At 59.4% G+C, this 21,897-nt stretch carries 20 protein-coding genes; 7 read left to right on the top strand and 13 right to left on the bottom strand.

What is annotated here, in order from left to right:
• Window positions 1–6: 6 nt before the first annotated feature.
• Window positions 7–2,472, bottom strand: a complete 2,466-nt coding sequence (ligD, locus tag M2497_RS16710; protein ID WP_248481720.1) for a DNA ligase D — start codon at window positions 2,470–2,472, stop codon at window positions 7–9.
• A gap of 3 nt (window positions 2,473–2,475) precedes the next feature.
• Window positions 2,476–3,309 (bottom strand): Ku protein, encoded by an 834-nt coding sequence (locus M2497_RS16705; protein WP_248481718.1) that lies wholly within the window; start codon window positions 3,307–3,309, stop codon window positions 2,476–2,478.
• Between the two features lie 185 nt (window positions 3,310–3,494).
• On the opposite strand from M2497_RS16705, the gene M2497_RS16700 reads away from it, so the two are divergent.
• Window positions 3,495–3,809 carry a hypothetical protein gene (locus tag M2497_RS16700; protein ID WP_071495780.1) on the top strand — a complete coding sequence of 105 codons (315 nt, stop codon included), beginning with the start codon at window positions 3,495–3,497 and terminating at the stop codon, window positions 3,807–3,809.
• Window positions 3,810–3,821: 12 nt separating this feature from the next.
• A complete protein-coding gene (locus M2497_RS16695; protein WP_248481715.1) occupies window positions 3,822–4,979 on the top strand; it encodes a PQQ-dependent sugar dehydrogenase in 1,158 nt (385 codons plus the stop codon).
• Between the two features lie 71 nt (window positions 4,980–5,050).
• Here M2497_RS16695 and M2497_RS16690 read toward each other — a convergent pair whose 3' ends face one another.
• Window positions 5,051–5,530, bottom strand: a complete 480-nt coding sequence (locus tag M2497_RS16690; protein ID WP_071495778.1) for a nuclear transport factor 2 family protein — start codon at window positions 5,528–5,530, stop codon at window positions 5,051–5,053.
• Between the two features lie 52 nt (window positions 5,531–5,582).
• Complete coding sequence (locus M2497_RS16685; RefSeq protein WP_248481713.1) at window positions 5,583–6,146, bottom strand: TetR/AcrR family transcriptional regulator; 564 nt, start codon at window positions 6,144–6,146, stop codon at window positions 5,583–5,585.
• 125 nt (window positions 6,147–6,271) lie between these two features.
• Between M2497_RS16685 and pssA the strand changes: the two genes are divergently transcribed.
• Complete coding sequence (gene pssA / locus M2497_RS16680; RefSeq protein ID WP_248481711.1) at window positions 6,272–7,615, top strand: CDP-diacylglycerol--serine O-phosphatidyltransferase; 1,344 nt, start codon at window positions 6,272–6,274, stop codon at window positions 7,613–7,615.
• A gap of 60 nt (window positions 7,616–7,675) precedes the next feature.
• Here pssA and efeO (M2497_RS16675) read toward each other — a convergent pair whose 3' ends face one another.
• From efeO (M2497_RS16675) to efeU, 4 genes are read right to left on the bottom strand one after another with little or no spacing between them, the layout of a single operon-like run.
• Window positions 7,676–8,494, bottom strand: coding sequence for an iron uptake system protein EfeO (gene efeO / locus M2497_RS16675; protein ID WP_248481708.1), 819 nt, complete (start codon window positions 8,492–8,494; stop codon window positions 7,676–7,678).
• A 27-nt stretch (window positions 8,495–8,521) separates the two neighbouring features.
• Window positions 8,522–9,826 carry an iron uptake transporter deferrochelatase/peroxidase subunit gene (gene efeB / locus M2497_RS16670; RefSeq protein WP_248481706.1) on the bottom strand — a complete coding sequence of 435 codons (1,305 nt, stop codon included), beginning with the start codon at window positions 9,824–9,826 and terminating at the stop codon, window positions 8,522–8,524.
• 14 nt (window positions 9,827–9,840) lie between these two features.
• On the bottom strand, window positions 9,841–11,043 hold the full coding sequence (gene efeO / locus M2497_RS16665) for an iron uptake system protein EfeO (RefSeq protein ID WP_248481704.1): 1,203 nt from the start codon (window positions 11,041–11,043) through the stop codon (window positions 9,841–9,843).
• Window positions 11,044–11,053: 10 nt separating this feature from the next.
• Window positions 11,054–11,899, bottom strand: coding sequence for an iron uptake transporter permease EfeU (efeU, locus tag M2497_RS16660; protein WP_248481702.1), 846 nt, complete (start codon window positions 11,897–11,899; stop codon window positions 11,054–11,056).
• Between the two features lie 167 nt (window positions 11,900–12,066).
• Here efeU and M2497_RS16655 point away from each other — a divergent pair, with 167 nt between their 5' ends.
• Both M2497_RS16655 and M2497_RS16650 read left to right on the top strand, forming a co-directional pair.
• Window positions 12,067–13,089, top strand: a complete 1,023-nt coding sequence (locus M2497_RS16655; protein WP_248481700.1) for an AraC family transcriptional regulator — start codon at window positions 12,067–12,069, stop codon at window positions 13,087–13,089.
• Window positions 13,090–13,370: 281 nt separating this feature from the next.
• Window positions 13,371–13,754 carry a hypothetical protein gene (locus M2497_RS16650; protein ID WP_071495772.1) on the top strand — a complete coding sequence of 128 codons (384 nt, stop codon included), beginning with the start codon at window positions 13,371–13,373 and terminating at the stop codon, window positions 13,752–13,754.
• Window positions 13,755–13,820: 66 nt separating this feature from the next.
• Here the strand turns inward: M2497_RS16650 and M2497_RS16645 are convergent, their stop codons facing one another.
• Window positions 13,821–14,348, bottom strand: coding sequence for a hypothetical protein (locus M2497_RS16645; RefSeq protein WP_248481698.1), 528 nt, complete (start codon window positions 14,346–14,348; stop codon window positions 13,821–13,823).
• A gap of 466 nt (window positions 14,349–14,814) precedes the next feature.
• Between M2497_RS16645 and M2497_RS16640 the strand changes: the two genes are divergently transcribed.
• On the top strand, window positions 14,815–15,198 hold the full coding sequence (locus M2497_RS16640) for a hypothetical protein (protein ID WP_248481696.1): 384 nt from the start codon (window positions 14,815–14,817) through the stop codon (window positions 15,196–15,198).
• 60 nt (window positions 15,199–15,258) lie between these two features.
• Here the strand turns inward: M2497_RS16640 and M2497_RS16635 are convergent, their stop codons facing one another.
• Window positions 15,259–15,786: a hypothetical protein gene (locus M2497_RS16635; RefSeq protein ID WP_248481694.1), complete on the bottom strand. Its 528-nt coding sequence runs from the start codon at window positions 15,784–15,786 to the stop codon at window positions 15,259–15,261.
• Window positions 15,787–16,140: 354 nt separating this feature from the next.
• On the opposite strand from M2497_RS16635, the gene M2497_RS16630 reads away from it, so the two are divergent.
• Window positions 16,141–16,572, top strand: coding sequence for a hypothetical protein (locus tag M2497_RS16630; RefSeq protein WP_248481692.1), 432 nt, complete (start codon window positions 16,141–16,143; stop codon window positions 16,570–16,572).
• 60 nt (window positions 16,573–16,632) lie between these two features.
• Here M2497_RS16630 and M2497_RS16625 read toward each other — a convergent pair whose 3' ends face one another.
• The 3 genes from M2497_RS16625 to M2497_RS16615 form a co-directional block, all read right to left on the bottom strand.
• Window positions 16,633–17,160: a hypothetical protein gene (locus M2497_RS16625; protein ID WP_071495847.1), complete on the bottom strand. Its 528-nt coding sequence runs from the start codon at window positions 17,158–17,160 to the stop codon at window positions 16,633–16,635.
• Window positions 17,161–17,298: 138 nt separating this feature from the next.
• Window positions 17,299–18,714 carry a TolC family protein gene (locus M2497_RS16620; RefSeq protein ID WP_248481690.1) on the bottom strand — a complete coding sequence of 472 codons (1,416 nt, stop codon included), beginning with the start codon at window positions 18,712–18,714 and terminating at the stop codon, window positions 17,299–17,301.
• Window positions 18,711–21,890 carry an efflux RND transporter permease subunit gene (locus tag M2497_RS16615; RefSeq protein WP_071488416.1) on the bottom strand — a complete coding sequence of 1,060 codons (3,180 nt, stop codon included), beginning with the start codon at window positions 21,888–21,890 and terminating at the stop codon, window positions 18,711–18,713. The genes M2497_RS16620 and M2497_RS16615 overlap by 4 nt, the downstream gene beginning before the upstream one ends.
• Between the last annotated feature and the right edge of the window lie 7 nt (window positions 21,891–21,897).

Below are 21,897 nucleotides of genomic sequence, written 5' to 3'. Positions count from 1 at the left end.
CGCCATTCACTCCAGTGGATGAGCGCCCAGTTTGTCCCACATCTTCTTGCTGATTTTCTGTCGATTGGCATAGCCGTCCCAGGGATCGCCCTTCAAGCCATCCAGGCGCTGCTGCAGGTTGGCGACCGTCCATTGCTGTGCACTGCGCAACCCCTTCAATTCCTCACGACTGACCGGCACCGACACCGGTAATCCCGGCCGTGCCCGCACAGAGTAGGCGGCCACGGTGCTGGCGCCCCGCGCATTACGCAGGTAGTCGATGAAGATCTTGCCGACCCGGTTTTTCGGTCCTGACGTCGCGGTGAAGCGTTCAGGCAGTTGCTCGGTCATGAATTGGGCAATCGCTTTGGCGAACGCCTTGACGGTGTCCCAGTTGTCTCGGCGCGCCAGCGGCACGACCAGGTGCAGGCCTTTGCCACCACTGGTTTTGACGAAGGCTTGCAAGCCCAGCTCGTCCAAGACCGAGAGGGTGAGCTGCGCCGCTTCCAGCATGGTTTTCCAGGGCAGCGCCGGATCAGGGTCGAGGTCGAGTACAAACAGGTCCGGGGTTTCGATCTTGTCGGCGGTGGCGCCCCAGGTATGAAACTCCACGGTGCCCATCTGCACCGCCCCGAGCAACGCTTTGGCACTGTCGACTTCCATCAGGCGCGCGTGGCCAGGGTCGAGCGCCTGATCCAGCTGCTTGATGTTGGGAATGGCCAGGCGCTCCGAATGTTTCTGGAAGAACTGCTCTCCCTCGATGCCTTCAGGCGCCCTCAGCAGTGACACGGGACGGTGGCGCAGGAACGGCAGGAGCCACTCGCTGATGCCGTTGTAGAACTGCGCCAGTTGCTCTTTCTGCGTGCCGCTCTGCTGGTCGATCACGCGGTCTGGGTGGGTGATTTTTACGCTGCCGGTGTTTTTTTTGGCAGGCTTCATGGATTTGCTCGTGCGCGGTTGCTCATGAATGATCTGCGCGGCCGGCTTGTCGCTGCGCATTGCGACGAACGCCGCCTGGCGCACCACGCCTTCACGGGTCCATTCGGCAAACTGCACTTCACCGACTAAGGTCGGCTCCACCCAGTGCACGCCACGGGCCTGGGCACTGGTCAGCGGTTTCCCCAGCGGCGATGACGTGCGCTCCAATGGCGTGAGTTGCGCATGGATCGCCTTCAGTGATGCTTGATCAAACCCGGTGCCCACGCGTCCGGCATACACCAATCCCGACGCGTCATTGACCGCCAGCAACAGCGCACCGAAACCACTGCGCGAACCCTGCGGCCGGGTGTAGCCGACGATCACGAATTCCTGGCGCAGGCGGCATTTGAGCTTGATCCAATCGGCGTTGCGACTGGACACATAAGGGCTGCCCAGGCGCTTGCCGATCACGCCCTCAAGGGCCAGGTCACAGGCGCTTTCAAAAATGTCCCGGTGATGGGCGGTAAAGGCTTCGGAGAATCGTAATAGCTTGCTTCTGCTGCCAGCCAACGCAGTCTTTAGCGCCGCACGCCGATCCTCGACGGGGGCCTCGCGCTGATCCTGGCCATCCAGGAATGGCGCATCGAACAGGTAGTAGACAATGTCCAGGCTGCGCCCGATATCGAAGGCGTTTTGCAGCGCCTGGAAGTCCGGCAGGCCGTCGCCGTTCAGGCTGACTACTTCGCCGTCGAGCCAGCTGTCGTTGAGCTTCAAAGCTTGCAAGGCCTTGGTCTGGCGCGGCAGGCGGTCGGTCCAGTCGTGGCCGTTGCGCGTGAACAGCCGCACCTCGCCGTCGCGGATGCGCGCGAGCATGCGGTAACCGTCGAACTTGATTTCGTACTGCCAATCGCCCTCGGGCGCGCGATCCACCAGGGTGGCCAATTGCGGGGTGAAATGCTCGGGAAGGGTCGCCTTGGTTTTTCGGGGTTTTGCGCGAGGCTTGGGTTTACCCACCGAGGCGGCGCTGAGCACGCTGTCCGGCTGGGCCTGGACAATATCGTAGTCTTCGGCGGGGCGTGCCTGTGGATCCTGTTCCTTGATCAGCAGCCATTGTTGCTTATCGCCGCTGCCCTTCAGGCGTGTGCGTACCAGTGCCCAATCGCCGGCCAGCTTTTCGCCGACCAGGGTGAACTTTAGCTTGCCGGCGGCGTAGGCTTTGCGCGGATCGTCATGGGGTTGCCACACGCCACGGTCCCACACGATAACGTCACCCGCGCCGTACTGGCCTGCCGGGATACTGCCTTCGAAGCTGCCGTAGTCGAGGGGGTGATCTTCGACATGCACAGCCAGGCGCTTCTGTGCAGGGTCCAGGCTCGGGCCTTTGGGCACTGCCCAACTGAGCAGCACACCATCCAGCTCCAGGCGAAAGTCATAGTGCAGGTTGCGCGCGGCATGTTTCTGGATCACGAAGGACAGCGCCGACGCCTTGCGTTTACCTGCGGGCGCACTGCCTGCCGGTTCACCCGTAATGCCGAAATCGCGCTTGCGGTTGTATTCGCTGAGGGGCTTGGGCATGACTTATGAGGCCTTGGTGGATTTCTTCGCGGCGGGCTTCTTGGCGGGTTTGCCGGCCAGGCTGCGCTTGAGCAGTTCGGTCAGGTCGATCACGTCGGCGGACTTGCGCTCTTCACTGTCTTGGCGGGTTTCCACATCTTCGATCTTGCCGGCCTTGGCCTTCTTGGCCACCAGCGCCATGATTTTTTCCTGGAAGCTGTCGCGGTAATCATCGGGTTGCCAGTCGGCGCTCATGTCGTCGACCAGGCGCTTGGCCATGTCCAGCTCACCCTTGGCCAGGGTAGGTTTAGTCACGTCGCTGCCCAGTTCCAGTTCGTCCAGGCTGCGCACTTCGGCCGGCCAGCGCAGCATCACCAATACCAGCGCCGACTCCAATGGCATGAGTGCCGCCAGGTGCTGCTTGGTGTGCAGGACCACGTTGGCCAGCGCGACTTTTTTGGTCTTGCTCAGCGTTTCCCGCAGCAGCGCGTAGACCTTGCCACCGCGCTTGTCCGGTGCCAGGAAGTAGGGCGTGTCGATGTTCTGCAGCGGGATCTGGTCACTGGCGACAAACGCGATGATCTCAATGGTCTGGGTCGACTTGGGGTGGGCCGAACGGATTTCCTCTTCGCTGAGCACCACGTAGCGGCCTTTCTTGAAGGCGACTCCCTTGACGATATTGTCTTTAGTGACTTCCTTGCCGGTGGTCTTGTTGATGCGCTTGTAGCCGACCCGGTCCATGCTGCGCTTGTCCAGCCAGTCGAAGTCAACGCCCTGCGATGACGTGGCCGAGACCAGCGACACCGGGATATGCACCAGGCCAAAGCTGATGGCGCCTTTCCAGATGGCTCGTGGCATAACTGCGATTCCTTGAGTAGAGGCTGTGTGCGGATGACTCGGCGCCGGTGTGGAAAGTTTCCCCAGGCGGATGCGCGGACAGATCGTGTTACACCTGATGAGAAAGTATTTAGTGTCGAAAGCCGAACCCTGGGCGTAGCGTGTTATCGAAAGCACGTACTCCTCACTCCCGAGAGGCTTTGTCAATGAACACTTGTATGCGTCACGTTGCAGCGCTGCTGTTGGGCCTGGCCCTGGTTCCCGTGGTCCAGGCGCAAAACCTGCCCGGCAGCAACAACGCCAACAACGGCCCGATCCACCGGGCCAACCCCAACAGCATGCAGGGCACCCAGCCCAACGCGCCGGCCATTCGCGGGATTCAGACCGGGCCGACCACCCGCACGCCGACCCTGGAAAACGGCGGCATTGGCAACAGCTATCCCAAGCGCGACGCCGCCCCCAGCCGCCCGGCCACCGAAACCAAAGCCCCCACTTATGATGCCAACGGCAATCGCCGGTAAGGATTCCGTCTTATGTTTCTACGCAAAACCCTGCTAGCCGCGCTGTGCGCAACCTCGCTGTTGCCGTTGACGGCCACTTTTGCAGCTGATGCCCAGCAGTTCCCCAGCGAACAAGGCAGTCTCTCCGTCACGCCGATCGCCAAAGGCCTGGACCACCCCTGGGCCGTGGCCTTTCTGCCGGATAAACAAGGTTTCCTGGTCACCGAGCGGCCTGGTCACCTGCGCTTTGTCAGCCCCGACGGCAAACTTTCCGCGCCCCTGACCGGCGTGCCTGAAGTGTGGGCCAAAGGGCAGGGCGGTTTACTCGACGTGGTGCTGTCGCCGGACTTCAAGCAGGACCGCATGGTCTACCTTTCCTACGCCGAAGGTGGTGGCAAAGGCGGAACCGCCGGTACTGCGGTAGGGCGTGGACGTCTGGCGGCTGACCTGAGTGGCTTGACTGACTTTAAAGTGATCTTGCGCCAGGAGCCGAAGCTGTCCACCGGCAACCACTTTGGTTCACGCCTGGCGTTCGACCGCGACGGTTATCTGTTCGTGACTCTGGGCGAAAACAACGACCGCCCGACTGCCCAGGACCTGGACAAATTGCAGGGCAAGGTGGTGCGCATCTACCCCGACGGCCGCGTGCCGGATGACAACCCCTTCGTCGGCCAGCCCGGCGTGCGCCCGGAGATCTGGTCCTACGGCCAGCGCAACCCCCAGGGCCTGGCGTTGAACCCCTGGAGTGGCACGATCTGGGAGAACGAACATGGGCCACGCGGGGGTGATGAGATCAATATCATCGAGCGCGGCAAGAATTACGGCTGGCCGTTGGCGACCCACGGCATCAATTACTCCCTGACACCGATTCCCGAAGCCAAAGGCAAGACCGCAGAAGGCACCGTGCCGCCCCATCATGTGTGGGAAAAATCACCGGGTATCAGCGGCATGGCATTCTACGATGCAGACCGCTTCAAATCTTGGCAGCACAACGTGTTCATCGGCGCGCTGGCCAGCCAGGAGCTGATCCGCTTGCAGTTCGACGGTGACAAGGTGATTCACGAGGAGCGTTTGCTGGGCGGTTTGAAAGCGCGGATTCGCGATGTACGGCAGGGGCCGGATGGCTTTTTGTATGTGCTGACGGATGAGGATAATGGCGTGCTATACCGAGTCGGCCTCAATCAGGACTGAAGCCGACGACAACCTGTAGGCGCCCGGCTTGCCGGCGATGGCGATTTGAGCAACGCCATCGCCGGCAAGGTTTACAGGCCCAGGTCAGACAGCCCCGGATGATCATCCGGGCGCCGTCCCAGCGGCCAGTGGAATTTGCGCTCGCTTTCCTTGATCGGCATGTCGTTGATGCAGGCAAAACGATTGGCCATCAGGCCGTTCTCGTCGAATTCCCAGTTCTCGTTTCCATAGGAACGGAACCAGTTGCCCGAATCGTCGTGCCACTCATAGGCATACCGCACGGCAATGCGATTGTCGGTAAACGCCCACAGCTCCTTGATCAGCCGATAATCCAGCTCCTTGGCCCATTTACGGGTCAGGAAGCCCTTGGCTTCTTCGCGGTTATGGGCGAACTCGGCGCGGTTACGCCACTGCGTGTCGAGGGTGTAGGCCAGGGACACTCGATGTGGGTCGCGAGAGTTCCAGCCGTCTTCGGCCAAACGCACTTTTTCGATGGCCGATGCGCGGGTAAACGGCGGCAGGGGCGGACGTGTTTCTGCAGTCGATGACATGGGGCAGTTCCTCAAACAATCAGGGTGGGTTGAAAGTTGCGCCGTTGTGCGATCAAAGTCCCAACAAGGTTTGCGCCATGCATTGCGCATTATCGGCAGCTGTTGAATCGCCCATCACCAGGGCAACGGTAATGGCGCCATCGACCAGGATCAGCAGGTGCGCGGCCTGCCGTTCAGGGTCGGGGGTGCCATGTGCTTGACACAGTTCGAGCAGGTACTCGAACAGTTTCTGTTTGTGGGCCTTGGCCAACTGGCGCACCGGGTCCTGCGGGTCGCCGGTTTCGCCGCTGGTGTTGATGAAGGCACAGCCACGGAAATCGGCGGAGCCAAACCAGGTTTTCAGTGCATCGAACACCGCCAGCAGGCGCTCGCCGGTGCCTTCGCTGCGTTCCACCTCTGTGCGCAGCCACAGCATCCAGCGCTCGTCGCGCCGCTGCAGGGCGGCAATCACCAAGTCGTCTTTATTGGCGAAGTAGCGGTAGATGCTTTTTCGCGAGACGCCGGCGGTTTTCACCAGGAAGTCCATGCCGGTGGCGGCGATGCCGTGGCGATAGATCAACTTTTCGGTGACGTCGAGGATGATGTCGCGGGTTTCATTATGGGTCATTTCGTTCATGTTGCGAACAGTAGAACGATCGTTCTTCTTGGTCAATTAAAATTTTTCCATGCGCCACGGCAAGACCTGAGGCCCCCCATGGTGTAAGCTCGGGGCCTCTTCGGATTCGACCCATTGCGAGCCTTATGCCGTCGTTCTTCAAACGCTCCCTGTTGCCCAAACTGCGCGGTTTTCCCCTCACTCCTGATGCGATTGACGTGCTGTGCGGCGCCGCTGCCTATCGCCGCTGCCTGCTGGAGAAAATCCCCCAGGCCACCCGGCGCATCTACATCGTCGCGCTGTACTTGCAGCAGGACGAGGCGGGGCAGGAGATCTACGACGCCCTGCACGCCGCCAAGGCAGCGCGACCGGAGTTGGACATCGTGGTGGTGGTCGACTGGCTGCGCGCCCAGCGTGGCTTGATCGGCGCCGGCAAGCAGCCGGGCAACAGTGCCTGGTACCAGGCCATGACCCAGGGCCACAGCAGTGAAGTGCCGGTGTATGGCGTGCCGGTGCAAACCCGCGAGTTGTTCGGCGTGCTGCACCTCAAGGGCTTTGTGATCGACGATACGGTGCTGTACAGCGGCGCGAGCCTGAACAACGTGTACCTGCACAAGTTCGACAAATACCGCTACGACCGCTACCACCTGATCCACAGCCAACCGCTCGCCGACTCCATGCAGCATCTGGTGGAGCACGGCCTGGTGGCCTCCAAGGCGGTGCATCGCCTCGACCTGCCCAACCCGCCCAGCACCCGCAGCCTGCGCAACGACATTGGCGACCTGCGCAGCCGTCTCAAGCACGCGACATACGACACCACCACCGGGCAATTGCCCAACGGCCATCTGTCGGTCAGCCCGCTGCTGGGCGTGGGCAAGAACAATCCGTTGAGCCGGGTGATCCTGGAGCTGATCGCCAGCGCCCAGCATCAACTGACCATCTGCACTCCGTACTTCAACCTGCCGCTGCCAGTGACCCGCGAAATCAACCGCGCCCTGGCGCGTGGGGTAAAGATCGACATCATTGTCGGCGACAAGACCGCCAACGACTTCTACATCCCGCCCAGCGAACCGTTCAAGGTGATCGCCGCGCTGCCGTACCTGTACGAGATCAGCCTGCGCCGTTTCGCCAAGCGCCATCAGCGCGACATCGACCACGGCCAGTTGAACCTGCACCTGTGGCACCACGACGACAACACCTACCACCTCAAGGGCATGTGGGTCGACCAGCGCTACACCTTGCTCACCGGCAACAACCTCAACCCGCGCGCGTTCCGCCTCGACCTGGAAAACGCCTTGCTGATCGATGATCCCAAGAGCGAGTGGCTGGAGCCAAGGCGTACCGAGCTGGCACAGATTTTCCAGCACACCACGCGTATCGAACGGTACCAGGACTTGCAGACGCTGCCTGATTATCCCGAGGCGGTCGGCAAGTTCCTGCGCCGGGTCAGCCGGGTACGAATCGAGCGGTTGTTGTATCGGATCCTGTAAAACCCGCAGGCAAAAAAAGACCCAGCCCCTTCAACAGGGCTGGGTCTTTTTTTGTGCTGCTTAGTTCAGGCCCAGCTTACCCCGCAAGGTGGACAGGTCTTCCGCCAGGGTATTGACCGGACCCACCAGGGCCTTGCGGTCGTTTTCCTTGACCTTGTCATAGGTTTCGAAACCGCCATCCTTGGTCTTGTACTTGGCGAGGATCTTGTCCACGCTGGCGAAATTCTTGTCGACCTTGGCCAGGAAGGCCTTGTCTTGCTTCTCGATCTGCCCACGGAACAGGTCGACGATTTTCTTCGCGCCGTCGATGTTGCCCTGGAAGTCATACAGGTCGGTGTGGCTGTAGCGGTCTTCTTCGCCGGAGATCTTGGTGGCGGCGACTTCTTCCAGCAGCGCTGCGGCACCGCCTACGACTTTCTCGGGCGGGAAGGTCAGGCCGTCGACGCGGGTCTTGAGGTCGTTGACGTCGGTGTTGAGCTTGGCGGTCAGCGCTTCCAGGCCCTTGGTGGTGTTCTGCGAGAACAGCGCGTATTCGATACGGTGGAAGCCGGTGAAGTCTTCGGCGGTCACGCCTTTTTCGTGGTCGTCGACGCGGGAGTCGATGGACGCATCGAGGTCGCTGAACAGCTCGGCGATGGGCTCGATGGACTCATAGTGCACGCGGGTCGGCGCATAGAGCTTCTTGGCGGTGGCCAGGTCGCCCTTGTTGATGGCGTCGGTGAACGCCTGGGTCTGGGTGACCAGCTCACCGATTTCCTCGGTGACGTAGATCTTGTAGTCCGACACCGGCCCTACCAGGTCCAGCGGCGCGGTGGCGGCGAAGGCTGCCAGCGGCGAAAGGGTCAGCAACAACGACAACGCAATAGTCGACTTCTTCATGGGACGGTATCCGCTCTGAGTGTGTTTTTAGGTATTGGCAGTGGTTTGAGGGTGCGTTGCAGCAAGCAGCGTGCGCCCGATGAAATCCTGGGCCCCGGTGACGCCTGGCAAGGTGAAGAAATACCCGCCGCCGACCGGCTTGAGGTATTCCTCCAGCGGCTCGCCGTTGAGCCGGGTTTGCACGCTGATAAAGCCTTTCTCCAGGTCAGCCTGGTAGCAGATGAACAACAGCCCCATGTCCAGCTGACCGTTCTTGTTGACGCCGTTGGAGTAGTTGAACGGCCGACGCAGGATCAGGTTGGCCTGGGTCTGCGGGGTGCGCGGGTTGGCCAGGCGGATGTGGGCATCGAGCTTGGTCAGTTTGCCTTCCGGGTCCTTGCTGTAGTCGGGCACTTGGGTTTCGTTGTGGCCATCCATGGGCGCACCGGTGGGCTTGACCCGGCCGATGATGCTTTCCTGCTCCTGCAACGGAGTGCGGTCCCAGCGTTCGACGAAGTTGCGGATGATGCGCACGGCCTGATAGCTGCCGTTGGCGGCCCAGGCCGGTTCGTCGCTGCCGGGCTGCACCCACACAATCTGATTCATGGCCTTGGCGTCGTTGGAGTTCGGGTTGGCCGAACCGTCACGGAAGCCGAGGAAGTTACGCGCGCTCTGGGCCGGCTCGCCGGGCTTGGCAGGCGCCTGGGGCGGTACGCTGCCTTCCTGCTTCCAGCGCACCAGCAGCAGGTCGGGCAGGTTTTTCACGATGTCGCGCAAGGCGTGGATATTGGTGTCCGGGGTGTTGGAGCTGAATTGCAGGCTCAGGTCGCCGTGGCATTTCGCCGGCTCCAGCGCATCGTTGGGGAACCCGACCATGCGGCTCAGGCGCTTGGGTTTGACTGCCGTGAGGCCAAAGCGCTCATCGAACAGCGATTCGCCGACGGACACGGTGATGGTGAGGTTGTCCGGGGTGACCACCGGGCCGAGGATGCCGGAGTCGGTGGGCGGCAGTTTCGGGTCCACCTGCGGCACGGTGCCGCCGGTCATGAGAAAGGCGATGCGTTCGTTCAGCGTACGGAACAGACGCTCCAGGTCGTCACGGTCGCTGGCTAGTACGTCGAACGCAACAATCATGCCGCAGGCCGGGCGTGGGGTGACGATACCGCTCTGGTGTTTGCCGAAGAAATCGTGGTGGTCCTGGGTCTTGTCACTGCGCGGCGCGGTGGTGACTTGCTCGGCCGCAGCGGCCATGGCCGGGCAGGTCAGGGCGCTGCCGGCAATCGCGGCACCGGTGGCGGCCATGCCCAGCAGGACACGGCGACGCTGAAGGTTGGTGTGTTCTGAATCACTCATGTGTGCGGTCGTCTTCACTGCAGGCCGGAAAGGCCAAGGGCGGGGTCGATTCCATCGAGTGCAACGGCCAGAGCCTTGGCCTTGCCGGCGATCTGCTTACGCTGATCGGCGGTTACGGTGTCGTAGGTGGCGTAGCCCTTGTCGACCTTGAAGCCTTGCAGTTCGGCATCAAAGGCGGCGAGGGCGCTGTCGATTCCAGGCAACAGGTCGGCGGCGGATTTGGTCAGCAGCGGGCGCATCAACTCGACCACCTTGTGGGCGGCCTCCAGGTTGGCGGCGAAACCATTCAGGTCGACGTGGCTGTAGCGTTCTTCTTCACCGCTGATGGCGCGTACATCGGCCAGGCTGTTGAGGTTGCGCACCACGATGCTGACCAACTGCTCCGGCGGCAGGGACTGGGCCAGCAATTGTTGTTTGAGGGCGCTGACGTCGGTCAGCAGGCGCTGGGCAACCGGCGCCAGGCCGTCAAGGCTGCGTTGCTGGAACAGACTGTATTCCAGGCGGTGGAAGCCGCTGAAGGCCGGGTCCTGTTCGCGTTTTTCAAAATAGTCGGCACGGGCGTTGATCGCGTTGTCCAGTTGCGCGAGGCGTTGCGATGCCGGGGCCAGGCGTTGGTAAGCCTCCCGGGCCGGTACGTAGAGCGCTTGGGCCTGGGCCAGGTCGCCATGGTCGATGGCCTGTTGCAACGCGCTGACCGCCTTGACCAGTGCGCTGCCTTGGCCGCTCAAGTACACGCGGAATTCCGACAATGGGCCAATGAACGCCACCATCGACGGTTTGGCCTTGGCCTGGGCGTCGGACTCGGCAGTCGGTGTTACGTGCAAGGTGCCACGCGGATTGCTCAGCAGGCCACAGGTGATCGCGTAGTCACCGGGCAACAGGTTGGCGTTGATCACCTGGCTCAGGCCGGGAGCGATGTTTTCCCGTTCTTCGACCACCAGCACGCCGTCGAGGATTTCCCATTCCACCGCACGATCGGAGCGGTTGATGATGCGGAAGCTCGCGCGGCCGGCGGGGACCGTCAACTCATTCGGCTCGCAGGCGTGACCATGAATGGTCACGGCGATTTCATTGTGGTTGGCCTGGCGCTTGCTGGCGGCCAGCTGTGAGGCGTAATAGAACAGGCCACCGGCGGCGATCATCACGACCACCGAGCCCGCCACAGCCCAGCGCAGGGCGCGAGGTGGCGAAGGCGGTTGAGGGGTTGGGTTGGACAAGAGACGGTCCTTACTGACTGGAAGCGGAAGAGGGGGTGATGGCCTGCTTGGGTGGCGCGGCGGGCAGGAAGAACATCACCAGCGCCACCACCAGGTAAATCAGGTAGGCGCCGAGGGTGCTGACGGTGGGCGCTTCCTGATAGCCGAACATGCCGGCGAGAACCGAACCCAGCGGGCTGTCCATGGGCAGGGCGGCGCTGAAGTCGAAGAGCACGGTTTGCAGGTGATTCCACACGCCCGCTTCGTGCAGGGCCTGTACCGAATTGGCGAGGATGCCGGCGGCCACCACCAGGATGAACAAGCCGGTCCAGCGGAAAAACGCACCGAGGTTCAGGCGCATGCTGCCGGTGTAGATCAGGAAACCGACGATGATCGCCAGGATCAGGCCGAGCAGGGCGCCAATCGGTGCGCCGGGGCCTTCGCTCTGCTGGAACACCGCCAGCAGGAAAAACACGGTTTCCAGGCCTTCACGGGCCACGGCGAAAAACACCATGAGGATCAGCGCAGTGACTTGGTGTTTGGACCCGGCCAACGCGTGATCGAGGGATTCATGCAGGGAGTGCTTGATGGAACGCGCCACTTTACGCATCCAGAACACCATGGAACTGAGGATGCCCACGGCGACCAGGCCAACGATGCCTTCGAACAGCTCCTGCTGCTTTTGCGGGAACTCGGCGCTGACCAGCTCCAGCCCACCACCTACCAGCAGGGCCAGTGCGGCGGCGAGAAACACGCCGATCCACACCGCAGGCATCCACTGGCCACGGCCGGTCTGTTGCAGGTAACTGGCGATAATGCCGACGATCAATGCGGCTTCAATGCCTTCGCGCAGCATGATGAGAAAAGGAACGAGCATTCGGCACCGCGTCACAACTAGATAGGAGGCTAAGTTGTAACATAATGATACTCATTACTAAACAGGCAATCTTGACAATAGCTGAACCCTACCTGAACGGTGGTGGCAAAACGCATCCCACCTTATGATGCGTGCCATTATTTGCGCCGCCGGATGCCCGTTTCGCCATGTCGGAAAAAGACACAATCTCCCTCCACCTCGTGCGCGAAGCCTTGCTGCAAAGCTGCGCGCCCGGCGCGGCCAGTGCCGAAGTGCTGCATAAAGCCGGGATTGACCCGGCACTGCTGGCCGAGCCCAACGCGCGGGTCTCGGCCACTACCTACGCACGCCTGTGGCGCCTGCTGGCGCGACGCATGGATGATGAGTTCTTCGGCATGGACCCGCGCAAGCTCAAGTCCGGCAGCCTGGCGTTTCTCTGCCGCGCCGCGATGGCGCAACCCACCCTGGGCACCGGGCTGGAAACCGGCTTGGGGTTTCTGTCGCTGATGCTGGAGCGCCTGCCCGCCGAGTTGGTGCGTCAACAAAGCCTGGCGGAGATCGTATTGCTGGAGCTCGAGTCCGAACCCAATCGGGCCTTCACATACTTTACCTATTGGATGATCGTGCACGGTGTGGCCTGTTGGCTGGCCGGGCGGCGGATCCCAATCCTGGCGATTGAGCTGCGCTGCTCAAAACCGGATTTCTGTGATGACTACCAGGTGATGTTCTCCGACAACCTGCGTTTCAACCGACCCCGCACCCGCATGATCTTCTCCGCCGACTGCCTGGACCTGCCGATCAAGCGCAGCCCGGAGGAGCTCAAGCGCTTCCTGGCCCACGCGCCGGCCAACATCCTGGTCAAATACCGCGACCCCGCCAGCCTCGCCACCCGCATCAAGCACGACCTGCGCCAGATGCCTCCTGACACCTGGCCGGAAACTGACGGCCTCGCCGCCAGCCTGTGCATTTCCGCCTCGACCCTGCGCCGGCGGCTGGCGGAAGAAGGGCAGACCTATCAGGGGCTCAAGGACAGTGTGCGCAAGGAGTTGGCGATTGTGTGGTTGGCGGAGCCGCAGATCAGCTTTGCCGAAATTGCCGAGCGACTAGGCTTTGCCGATGCAAGTTCGTTTTATAAGGCGTTTCGTAAATGGGTGGGGTCGAACCCGGGGCATTATCGAAGTTTGATTCTGAATGAAACAAACAAGCGGTAACGGTGTGGATGTGCGGGATTAGGAAATAACTTACCCGCTTCTTCTTTCGGATGACAGAACGGTCCTTCGCTATTTTAGGAAGTGCTCGGCTTGCCGCCATTTCTTCTTCGTGCATAGTTATCCTCACGGTACCTGAATACGCCTATTGGAAGATTCGATTAATGTGCTGCGCTTACCCGCGACGGCGGGTGTGCGCTGCTGAATCGAGGGCAGCCTATGCGCAAATAAAAACAGAACGATTACATGAACACCAACAATCTTAATGGCTTGAGGTGGAAATCATGAAAAGTAGTTTTGCGTTGGTTTTTGCGGGATTGATGTTGATGTCGGCGCAGGCGTCGGCGTTGTGTACCTATATTACGGAGAGCTACGGCGGCACTATTCCGCCGAAAACGGCGATACCTGCCAAAGGGCCTTTTGAGATCACCTCCGTTAATGGCTGTTTGAACGCCAGTATTGATGCCATCGTAACAGCCACCGGTGCAGGGAACACCCCGGAGATCTATATCGAAGGCGAGGTGGGAGGCGGATCATGGCGACGGTTGACGTTCAGCATCGGCAGCAACGCTTCTTGGGTTGGTCCGTTCGGTAAGTACAGGGTGGTGGTGTATAACGACGATTCGGTACCAAAAGTCTACTCGGGAAGTGTCAGGTACGGTCGCTGAAACCGAACCTATGCAGTGTGCCGGAAGTTATCCGGCACACTGCATCCTGTGGGAAAAATTCAGAAATCATGCACGCTCGTCAATTGATAAATCATCATTTGAAGAATTTGCGAAATAGGCCAATGCGGCGAGCGCGTGATTCGCTGCCACCAGTCCTCTCATAAAATCTGAAGCACCCTCCTGATGTGCTACATATGGATTGCTTTTGAAAAAGTCTATATATCCCTCCAGCTGCTCGTTAAATAACGCGACGGCATTGAATTTGACATGGGTCTCTGCAGGAAGTCCGTTTGCATCAAACGCTCCGTTTCCTACGACGAACAGCCAATAAGCGCGGGAATCAATAATGCCTTTGTCGTAGAGTTCGCTACCTACTTTTTTCAGGTCGTTACTGCTGATCGACGTCATGTCGTGGCCCTTCAGAAAACTCTTCAATTCACTGATTTGCTCCTGCTGCCAAAACTTCAGTGTCTCTGCCGCTTCTGCTTCTTCAGTCTTAGTGAATGCGTTCACGACTTGTTCAGGATTTTTGATGGTGTAACCAGGGGTTGCCATTGAGTTCTGCACTTGACCTGTCGCTGATAAGGTAACCATAAAAAGCCTCAAATAGTTGGGGTTACATCTGGTTGTCGACAAGTTGGTGAGTTTCTTAAGTGCTGAAAATGTTTCGTATTGGGTTGGGGTTATCGCCAGTGTTGAGCGGTTGTGTGGGATTGTGCAGGCGGGGCATGGTATTAGGAATGTTCGCATGCGGGACTACTTTTATATCTGACAGAACTGTCTGGCGTTGTTTTAAATAAGTCCTGAACCGCCTGGTTTGTCTCAAGGGACTACAGAAAGGTCCTTCGCTATTTTAGGAAGTGCTCGCCTTGCCGCTGTTTATTCTTCGTGCATAGTTATCCTCACGGTACCTGAATACGCCTATTGGACGATTCGATTAATGTGCTGCGCTTACCCGCGACGGCGGGTGTGCGCTGCTGAATCGAGGGCAGCCTATGAGTAAATAAAAACAGAACAGGTAGATGAGTGCCCAAAATTTTAATGCCTTGAGGTGAAAATCATGAAAAGTAGTTTAGCGTTGGTTTTTGCGGGATTAATGCTGATGTCGGCGCAGGCGTCGGCGTTGTGTACCTATATTACTGACAGCTATGGCGGTATTATCCCGCCGGAAATGACCGTCACAGCAAAAGGGCCATTTGAAATCACCCCTTCGAACGGCTGCTTGAATGCCAACATTGAGGCGATGGTAACGCCCACAGGAACTGGCAAAACGCCCGAGATCTTTATTGAAGGCGATGTGGGTGGCGGATCATGGCAGCGGTTGACCTACAGTATCGGTAGTAACGCGTTTTGGGTGGGGCCGTTTGGCACCTATCGAGTGCGGGTATATAACGACGGTCCAGTACCGAAAGTCTATTCAGGCACGGTCAGATACGGTCGCTGAAACCGAAGGGATGCAGCGTGCCAAGTGATCTTCGGCACACTGCATCCGTCAACTCTGAAATCAGACGCGCTCGTCCACCGACAATTTATCGTTTGAAGAATTGGCAAAGTAGGACAGGGCAGCGAGCGCATGATTAGCGGTTACCAGCCCTTTCATAAAATCCGATGCCCCTTCCTGACGCGCTATGTAGGGATTGCTTTTGAACAAGTCAATATACCCCTCCAACTTTTCGTTGAATAAGGCAATTGCATTGAATTTAACATGGGTGTCTGCTGGGAAACCGTACGCATCAACTGCTCCGCTCCCTTCCACAAATAGCCAAAAAGCACGTGAATCAATGAGACCTTTACGATAAAGCTGGCTTCCGATTTTCTTGAGGTCGTCACTGCTGATCGATGTCATGTCATAGTCCTTCAGGGCGTTCTTCAACTCGCTGATGTCCTCCTGCTGCACAAGTTTTAAAGTTTCTGTAGCCTCCGCTTCTTCGGTGATGGTGAATTGATTGACAACTTGCCCAGGGTTTTTGATGGGGTGGGCTGGAGTGGCCATTGAATTCGGTACTTGGCTTGTCGTTGGTAAAGTGACCATGAACAGTCCTCTGTTAATCGGGCCTACATCTGGTTGTCGACAAGTTGGTGAGTTTCTTAAGTGCTGAAATTGTTACGTTTGAGGTTGGCGTTATCGCCAGATTTAGGCGGTGGCGTGGGCTTCTGCCGGCAGGGCGTGATATTAGGAATTTTCACGCGTTGGACTACTTCGAGATCTGACAGAACGGTCTTTCATGTTTTTGGGAAGTGGCCGGCTTTCCTCTTGCGATCATTCAGGCATAGTTAATAGCACGCAGCCTACTGAAGGGTTCGATCTATGTGCAGCATGTCACCGTGACGACCGGTGCGTACTGCCAAATCGAGGGCGATATATGAAAAAACAAAAAGATTGCTGATGAGTGTTCGCAAAAACTTAATAGGATTAACACTTGAGGTGAAAATCATGAAAAGTTTTCTCGCATTACCTTATTTAGTGCTGATGTTGATGTCTGCTCAGGCGTCGGCTTTGTGTTTGACTCTTACGGATAGCTACAGCGGAATAATTCAGCCTGACTCCAGGGCGGTAGCACTGGGTCCGTTCACCATCTCGGGAGCTAACGGCTGCTCGAACGCAAATATCGACGCAATGGTATCTGCAGCAGGCGGAGGTAGACCGCCTCAGATATACATCGAGCAGCAGGTGGGAGGGGCTTGGAAAACCGTGGCCGGTAACCCTTTGTCAGCCTACGCCTCATGGCTCGGGTCATTGGGGACCTATCGGGTGATATTGGATAACCCCGAAGCGGTCTCCAAGTCGTATTGGGGAACGGTCAGATTTGGCCGGTAATGCCCTGATAGAACCGGGTGCCAAGGGTTCGGTTGGCACCCGGTGTCGAAAGAACCCGCTTCAAGCACGTTCCTCTATAGAAAGATCACTTCGGGAGGAGTTAACAAAAAACGCCAGCGCATTGATAGCGTGATTGGCGGCAAACATCCCTTGAATGTATTCAGGGATGCCTTGCGAGCGCTGCACGTCAGGACGCCCCTCAACAAATGACAGGTAATCCTCAAGGACTTCATCGAACAAAGCGATTGCGTTGTACTTTACATCGGTTTCAGCGGGCTGGCCGTTTTCATCAAAGGCGCCGAGGCCTGTTATGAACATACGAAAGCCCTGGCCATCAATGACGCCACTTTCATAAAGCCGCCTTCCAACGACTTTTAGCTCATTGGTGGTAATAGACGTCATATCGTAATCTTTCAAAAACGCTTTCAGATCATCAATCGACTGTTGATTACCCAGTTTCAACGTGTCCGACGCTTTCGACGCGTCTGTTATCGTGAATTTATTCACCACCTGTTCCGGGTGCTTTATCTGAAACGGATTAGACGCCTTCGTGTGCCTCATTTGCTCCGCAGTCAACAAAACGGCCATAGTGAAATTCTCCATCAGCCGAAAGCTACATCTTTGTATCGACCTTCCTTGAACCCACTTTAAAAAAAAGCCCCGTGACCGAATGGACCACGGGGCAAAAAATTGGCTGGATGCGACCAACCAAAGGAGCTCTTTACCTCACTTGGCGCTGGCGACCACCGTGTCCGGCTGCCAGCCACCGCCCAACGCTTTGTAGATCGCGACGATGCCGCGATACAGGTCCACTTCGGCCTGGGCCTGGGAGTCTTCGGCGGCCAGGCGCTCACGTTGCGCGTCCAGCAGCACCAGGAAGTCCACGGTGCCTTCGCGGTAGCGGATCGCGGCCAGGTCGGCGGCGGCACGGCTGGATTCGCTTTGGCGGATCAGCGAAACCAGGCGTTGCTGACGCTTGCCGTAGTCACTGAAGGCGTTCTCGGACTCTTCCAACGCCAGCAGCACTTGCTGCTCGTAGGTCGCCAGGGCGCCATCGGCTTCGGCGTCTGCGCCGCGCAAACGCGCTCGCACGCTGCCCAGATCGAACGCGGCCCAGGTGATGCTCGGGCCGAGGGCCCAGGCATTGGCGGCGGACGAACCGATCTGCGAACCCCGCCCGGCGGTAAAGCCGAGAAAACCGCTGAGGCTGACCCGTGGGAACAGGTCGGCCTTGGCCACGCCGATACGCGCGGTGGCGGCGGCCAGTTTGCGTTCGGCGCTGAGGATGTCCGGGCGACGTTGCAGCAGTTGCCCCGGATCACCAATCGGCAAGGCCTTGGCAATTGCCGGCAAGTCTTTGGGGCTCAGGTCGACGGTAAGCTTGTCGGGGCGCTGGCCGAGGAGGGTAGCGATGCGGTTACGCTCGCGCACTTGTTCGGCTTGCAGTTGCGGCACGCTGGCTTCAACCGCTGCGAGGCGTGCGTCGGCACGCTCCACATCGAGTTGATCGCCCACACCGGCATCGCGCAGGCTGACGGTGATGGTGCGCGATTCCTGCTGGTTCTTCAGGTTGTCCAGGGCGATGCGTTCACGCAGTTGCGCGCCACGCAATTGGCCGTAGGCGTCCACCAGTTCGGCGATCATTGTCACTTGCAGCTGGTACAAGTCCGCCTCGGCAGCCTGCTGGTCAGCGTCAGTGGCTTCCAGATTGCGCTGGATGCGACCGAACAGGTCCAGTTCCCAGGCCATGTCCAGGCCTAGGTCGTAACGCTCGGTCTTGACCCGGCTGGTGGTCTGGCCCGGAATCTGGCCTTTGCCCTGGTCACTGCTGGCCCGGCTGGTGATGGTCGGCATCGCGTCGTTGCTGGCGTCATCACGGATCGCCCGCGCCGCCCGCAGGCGGGCAAAGGCGACGCGCAGGTCACGGTTGCCTTGCAGCGATTGCGTCACCAACTGGTTGAGGGTCGGGTCGTCGAACTGCTGCCACCAGATGCCTTCGAACTTGGCATGGTCATATTGCTTGGCATCGGCAGCGGCCGTGATGTTGGCCGCCTCCGGGGTCTGGGTCTTGTAGTCCGGGCCTACGGCACAGGCGCTCAGCGCCAGTACCAGCAAGCTCGGCAGGAATACTTTCACATTCATTGCTGTGTCTCCAGCTTCAAGGCCTTGGCCGCTTTGCGTGCCTCGCTGCGCTCCACCGAGCGACGGATCAGTACGTAGAACACTGGCGTCAGCAACAGACCGAAGAAGGTCACACCGATCATCCCGGAGAACACCGCCACGCCCATGGCATGCCGCATCTCGGCACCGGCGCCGCTGGACAGCACCAGTGGCACCACACCCATGATGAAGGCGAACGAAGTCATCAGGATCGGCCGCAGACGCAGACGGCAGGCTTCCAGTACCGCAGCGAGCGGGTCGAGGCCTTCTGCCTGTTTGTCCTTGGCGAACTCGACGATGAGGATCGCGTTCTTGCACGCCAGGCCCACCAGTACGATCAAGCCGATCTGGGTGAAGATATTGTTGTCACCGCCCGAGATAATCACCCCGGTAATCGCCGACAGCAGGGTCATCGGTACGATCAGGATCACCGCCAATGGCAGGCTCCAGCTTTCGTATTGGGCGGCCAGTACCAGGAACGCCAGCAGTACGCAGAGCGGGAACACGAACAGCGCAGTGTTGCCCGAGAGGATTTGCTGATACGTCAGGTCGGTCCACTCGTAGGTCATGCCGTTGGGCAGTTCGTCTTTCAGCAGTTTCTCGATCGCCGCCTGAGCCTGGCCCGAGCTGTAGCCCGGAGCAGCGTTGCCGTTGATTTCAGCAGTGATAAAGCCGTTGTAGTGCATCACGCGGTCCGGGCCCGAGGTGTCGCTGACCTTGATGAAGGTCGCCAGCGGGATCATCTCGCCTTTGTTGTTGCGCACTTTCAGCTGACCGATCTGGTCTTCATCCAGGCGGAACTGTTGCTCGGCCTGCACGTTGACCTGGTAGGTCCGGCCAAAGCGGTTGAAGTCGTTGGCATACAACGAACCCAGGTAGATCTGCAGGGTATCGAAGATGTCGCTGATCGCCACGCCGTGGGTCTTGGCCTTTTCACGGTCGATGGCGGCATCGACCTGGGGCACGTTGACCGTGTAGCTGGTGAACAGGCCGAACAGTTCCGGCGTGGTACGGCTCTTGGTGATGATGTTCTGCACTTCTTTGTACAGCTCGTCGTACCCCAGGTTGCCCCGGTCTTCGATCTGCAGGCGGAAGCCGCCGATCGTACCCAGGCCCTGTACCGGCGGCGGTGGGAAGATCGCCATGTAGGCTTCCTGGATGCTGCTGTACTTGCCGTTCAAGGCACCGGCAATCGCGCCGGCGGACATGCTCGGGTCTTTACGCTCGTCGAACGGTTTCAAGGTCACGAACACGATGCCGCTGTTCGGGCTGTTGGTGAAACCGTTGATCGACAGGCCCGGGAACGCCACGGCGGCTTCCACACCTGGTTGTTTCAGGGCGATGTCGGACATGCGCTTGATCACGTCTTCGGTGCGGTCCAGGCTCGCCGCGTCCGGCAATTGAGCGAAGGCTACCAGGTATTGCTTGTCCTGGGCCGGTACGAAACCGGTCGGCGTGTGGGCAAAGCCCAGCCAGGTCAGGACCATCAGGCCGGCGTACAGGAACAGCGCAATACCACTGCCACGGATCACCCGGCGCACGGTGCCGACGTAACCATGGCTGGCCTTGTCGAAGAAGCGGTTGAACGGTTTGAACAACCAGCCACCCAGCAGCTTGTCGAGGAACTTGGAGAAGCCATCCTTCGGCGCGTTGTGGCTTTTGAGCAGCACCGCCGCCAGGGCAGGGGACAAGGTTAGGGAGTTGAAGGCCGAAATCACCGTCGAGATCGCAATGGTCAAGGCGAACTGCTTGTAGAACTGCCCGGTCAAGCCGCTGATGAACGCAGCTGGCACGAACACCGCACACAGCACCAACGCGGTGGCGATGATCGGGCCGGTCACTTCGCTCATGGCTTTTTCAGTGGCCGGGAAGGGGTCCAGGCCCAGCTCGATGTTCCGTTCGACGTTTTCCACCACCACGATGGCGTCATCCACCACGATACCGATGGCCAATACCAGGCCGAACAACGACAGCGCGTTGAGCGAGAAACCGAACAGGTGCATTACCGCAAACGTACCGATCAACGATACCGGCACCGCCACCAACGGAATGATCGAGGCGCGCCAGGTCTGCAGGAACAGGATCACCACCAGCACAACCAGGATCAGCGCTTCGAACAGGGTGTGTACCACCGCTTCGATGGAGCCGCGCACGAAGATGGTCGGGTCATAGACGATGCTGTAGTCCATGCCTTGCGGGAAGCTCTTTTTCAGCTCTTCCATCTTGCCGCGCACTTCGTTGGAGATCTCGATGGCGTTGGAGCCAGGGCGCTGGAAGATCGGGATGGCCACGGCCGGCTGGTTGTTGAGCAACGAGCGCAGGGCGTATTGGCTGGAACCCAGCTCCACCCGAGCGATGTCTTTCAAGCGTGTGATTTCACCGTTGGCGCCGGAGCGAATGATGATGTTCTCGAACTCTTCCTCGGTCACCAGGCGACCCTGGGTGTTCACCGACAACTGGAACGCGGTGGCGGTCGGGGCGGGTTGCGCACCCAGTGCACCGGCGGCCACTTGACGGTTCTGCTCGCGGATCGCGGTCACCACATCAGTGGCGGTCAGGTTGCGCGAAGCGGTTTTGTTCGGGTCCAGCCATACGCGCAGGGAGTAGTCGCCCATGCCGAACAGCTGCACATCACCCACACCGCCGAGGCGCGCCAACTCATCCTTCACGTTGAGCAAGGCGTAGTTGGACAGGTAGAGCATGTCGTAGCGCTGATCCGGGGAGGTCAAGTGCACCACCATGGTCAGGTCGGGGGAGGCCTTGTCCACGGTAATACCGATGCGCGTCACTTCTTCAGGCAGTTTCGGCTGAGTCCGGGTCACACGGTTTTGCACTTGCACCTGCGCGTTGTCCAGGTCGGTGCCCAGGGCGAAGGTGATGGTCAGGGTCAGCTTGCCGTCGGCGGTCGACTGCGAGGACATGTACAGCATGTTCTCGACGCCGGTGATCGCCTGCTCCAGAGGAGCGGCCACGGTTTCACCGATGACCTTGGGGTTGGCGCCCGGGAAGTTGGCGCGCACCACCACGGTCGGCGGCACCACTTCCGGGTATTCACTGATCGGCAATTGGAACAGCGAGATCGCACCGGCGATCAGGATCAGCAGCGAGAGCACCGCTGCGAAGATCGGCCGCGAAATGAAGAACTTGGAAAAATTCATCTTGAGT

This window comes from Pseudomonas sp. CYM-20-01, assembly GCF_023169845.1.
GTDB classification, from domain to species: domain Bacteria; phylum Pseudomonadota; class Gammaproteobacteria; order Pseudomonadales; family Pseudomonadaceae; genus Aquipseudomonas; species Aquipseudomonas azotoformans.
The sequence above is the reverse complement of the archived record's forward strand: the minus strand, read 5'-3'. Positions and strand labels throughout refer to the sequence as shown.

What these genes read in the sequence shown, in the direction of transcription:
- ligD (WP_248481720.1), bottom strand. Translation starts at nt 2,472, where the DNA reads ATGCCCAAGCCCCTCAGCGAATACAACCGCAAGCGCGATTTCGGCATT.
- M2497_RS16705 (WP_248481718.1), bottom strand. Translation starts at nt 3,309, where the DNA reads ATGCCACGAGCCATCTGGAAAGGCGCCATCAGCTTTGGCCTGGTGCAT.
- M2497_RS16700 (WP_071495780.1), top strand. Translation starts at nt 3,495, where the DNA reads ATGAACACTTGTATGCGTCACGTTGCAGCGCTGCTGTTGGGCCTGGCC.
- M2497_RS16695 (WP_248481715.1), top strand. Translation starts at nt 3,822, where the DNA reads ATGTTTCTACGCAAAACCCTGCTAGCCGCGCTGTGCGCAACCTCGCTG.
- M2497_RS16690 (WP_071495778.1), bottom strand. Translation starts at nt 5,530, where the DNA reads ATGTCATCGACTGCAGAAACACGTCCGCCCCTGCCGCCGTTTACCCGC.
- M2497_RS16685 (WP_248481713.1), bottom strand. Translation starts at nt 6,146, where the DNA reads ATGAACGAAATGACCCATAATGAAACCCGCGACATCATCCTCGACGTC.
- pssA (WP_248481711.1), top strand. Translation starts at nt 6,272, where the DNA reads ATGCCGTCGTTCTTCAAACGCTCCCTGTTGCCCAAACTGCGCGGTTTT.
- efeO (WP_248481708.1), bottom strand. Translation starts at nt 8,494, where the DNA reads ATGAAGAAGTCGACTATTGCGTTGTCGTTGTTGCTGACCCTTTCGCCG.
- efeB (WP_248481706.1), bottom strand. Translation starts at nt 9,826, where the DNA reads ATGAGTGATTCAGAACACACCAACCTTCAGCGTCGCCGTGTCCTGCTG.
- efeU (WP_248481702.1), bottom strand. Translation starts at nt 11,899, where the DNA reads ATGCTCGTTCCTTTTCTCATCATGCTGCGCGAAGGCATTGAAGCCGCA.
- M2497_RS16655 (WP_248481700.1), top strand. Translation starts at nt 12,067, where the DNA reads ATGTCGGAAAAAGACACAATCTCCCTCCACCTCGTGCGCGAAGCCTTG.
- M2497_RS16650 (WP_071495772.1), top strand. Translation starts at nt 13,371, where the DNA reads ATGAAAAGTAGTTTTGCGTTGGTTTTTGCGGGATTGATGTTGATGTCG.
- M2497_RS16645 (WP_248481698.1), bottom strand. Translation starts at nt 14,348, where the DNA reads ATGGTTACCTTATCAGCGACAGGTCAAGTGCAGAACTCAATGGCAACC.
- M2497_RS16640 (WP_248481696.1), top strand. Translation starts at nt 14,815, where the DNA reads ATGAAAAGTAGTTTAGCGTTGGTTTTTGCGGGATTAATGCTGATGTCG.
- M2497_RS16635 (WP_248481694.1), bottom strand. Translation starts at nt 15,786, where the DNA reads ATGGTCACTTTACCAACGACAAGCCAAGTACCGAATTCAATGGCCACT.
- M2497_RS16630 (WP_248481692.1), top strand. Translation starts at nt 16,141, where the DNA reads ATGAGTGTTCGCAAAAACTTAATAGGATTAACACTTGAGGTGAAAATC.
- M2497_RS16625 (WP_071495847.1), bottom strand. Translation starts at nt 17,160, where the DNA reads ATGGCCGTTTTGTTGACTGCGGAGCAAATGAGGCACACGAAGGCGTCT.
- M2497_RS16620 (WP_248481690.1), bottom strand. Translation starts at nt 18,714, where the DNA reads ATGAATGTGAAAGTATTCCTGCCGAGCTTGCTGGTACTGGCGCTGAGC.
- M2497_RS16615 (WP_071488416.1), bottom strand. Translation starts at nt 21,890, where the DNA reads ATGAATTTTTCCAAGTTCTTCATTTCGCGGCCGATCTTCGCAGCGGTG.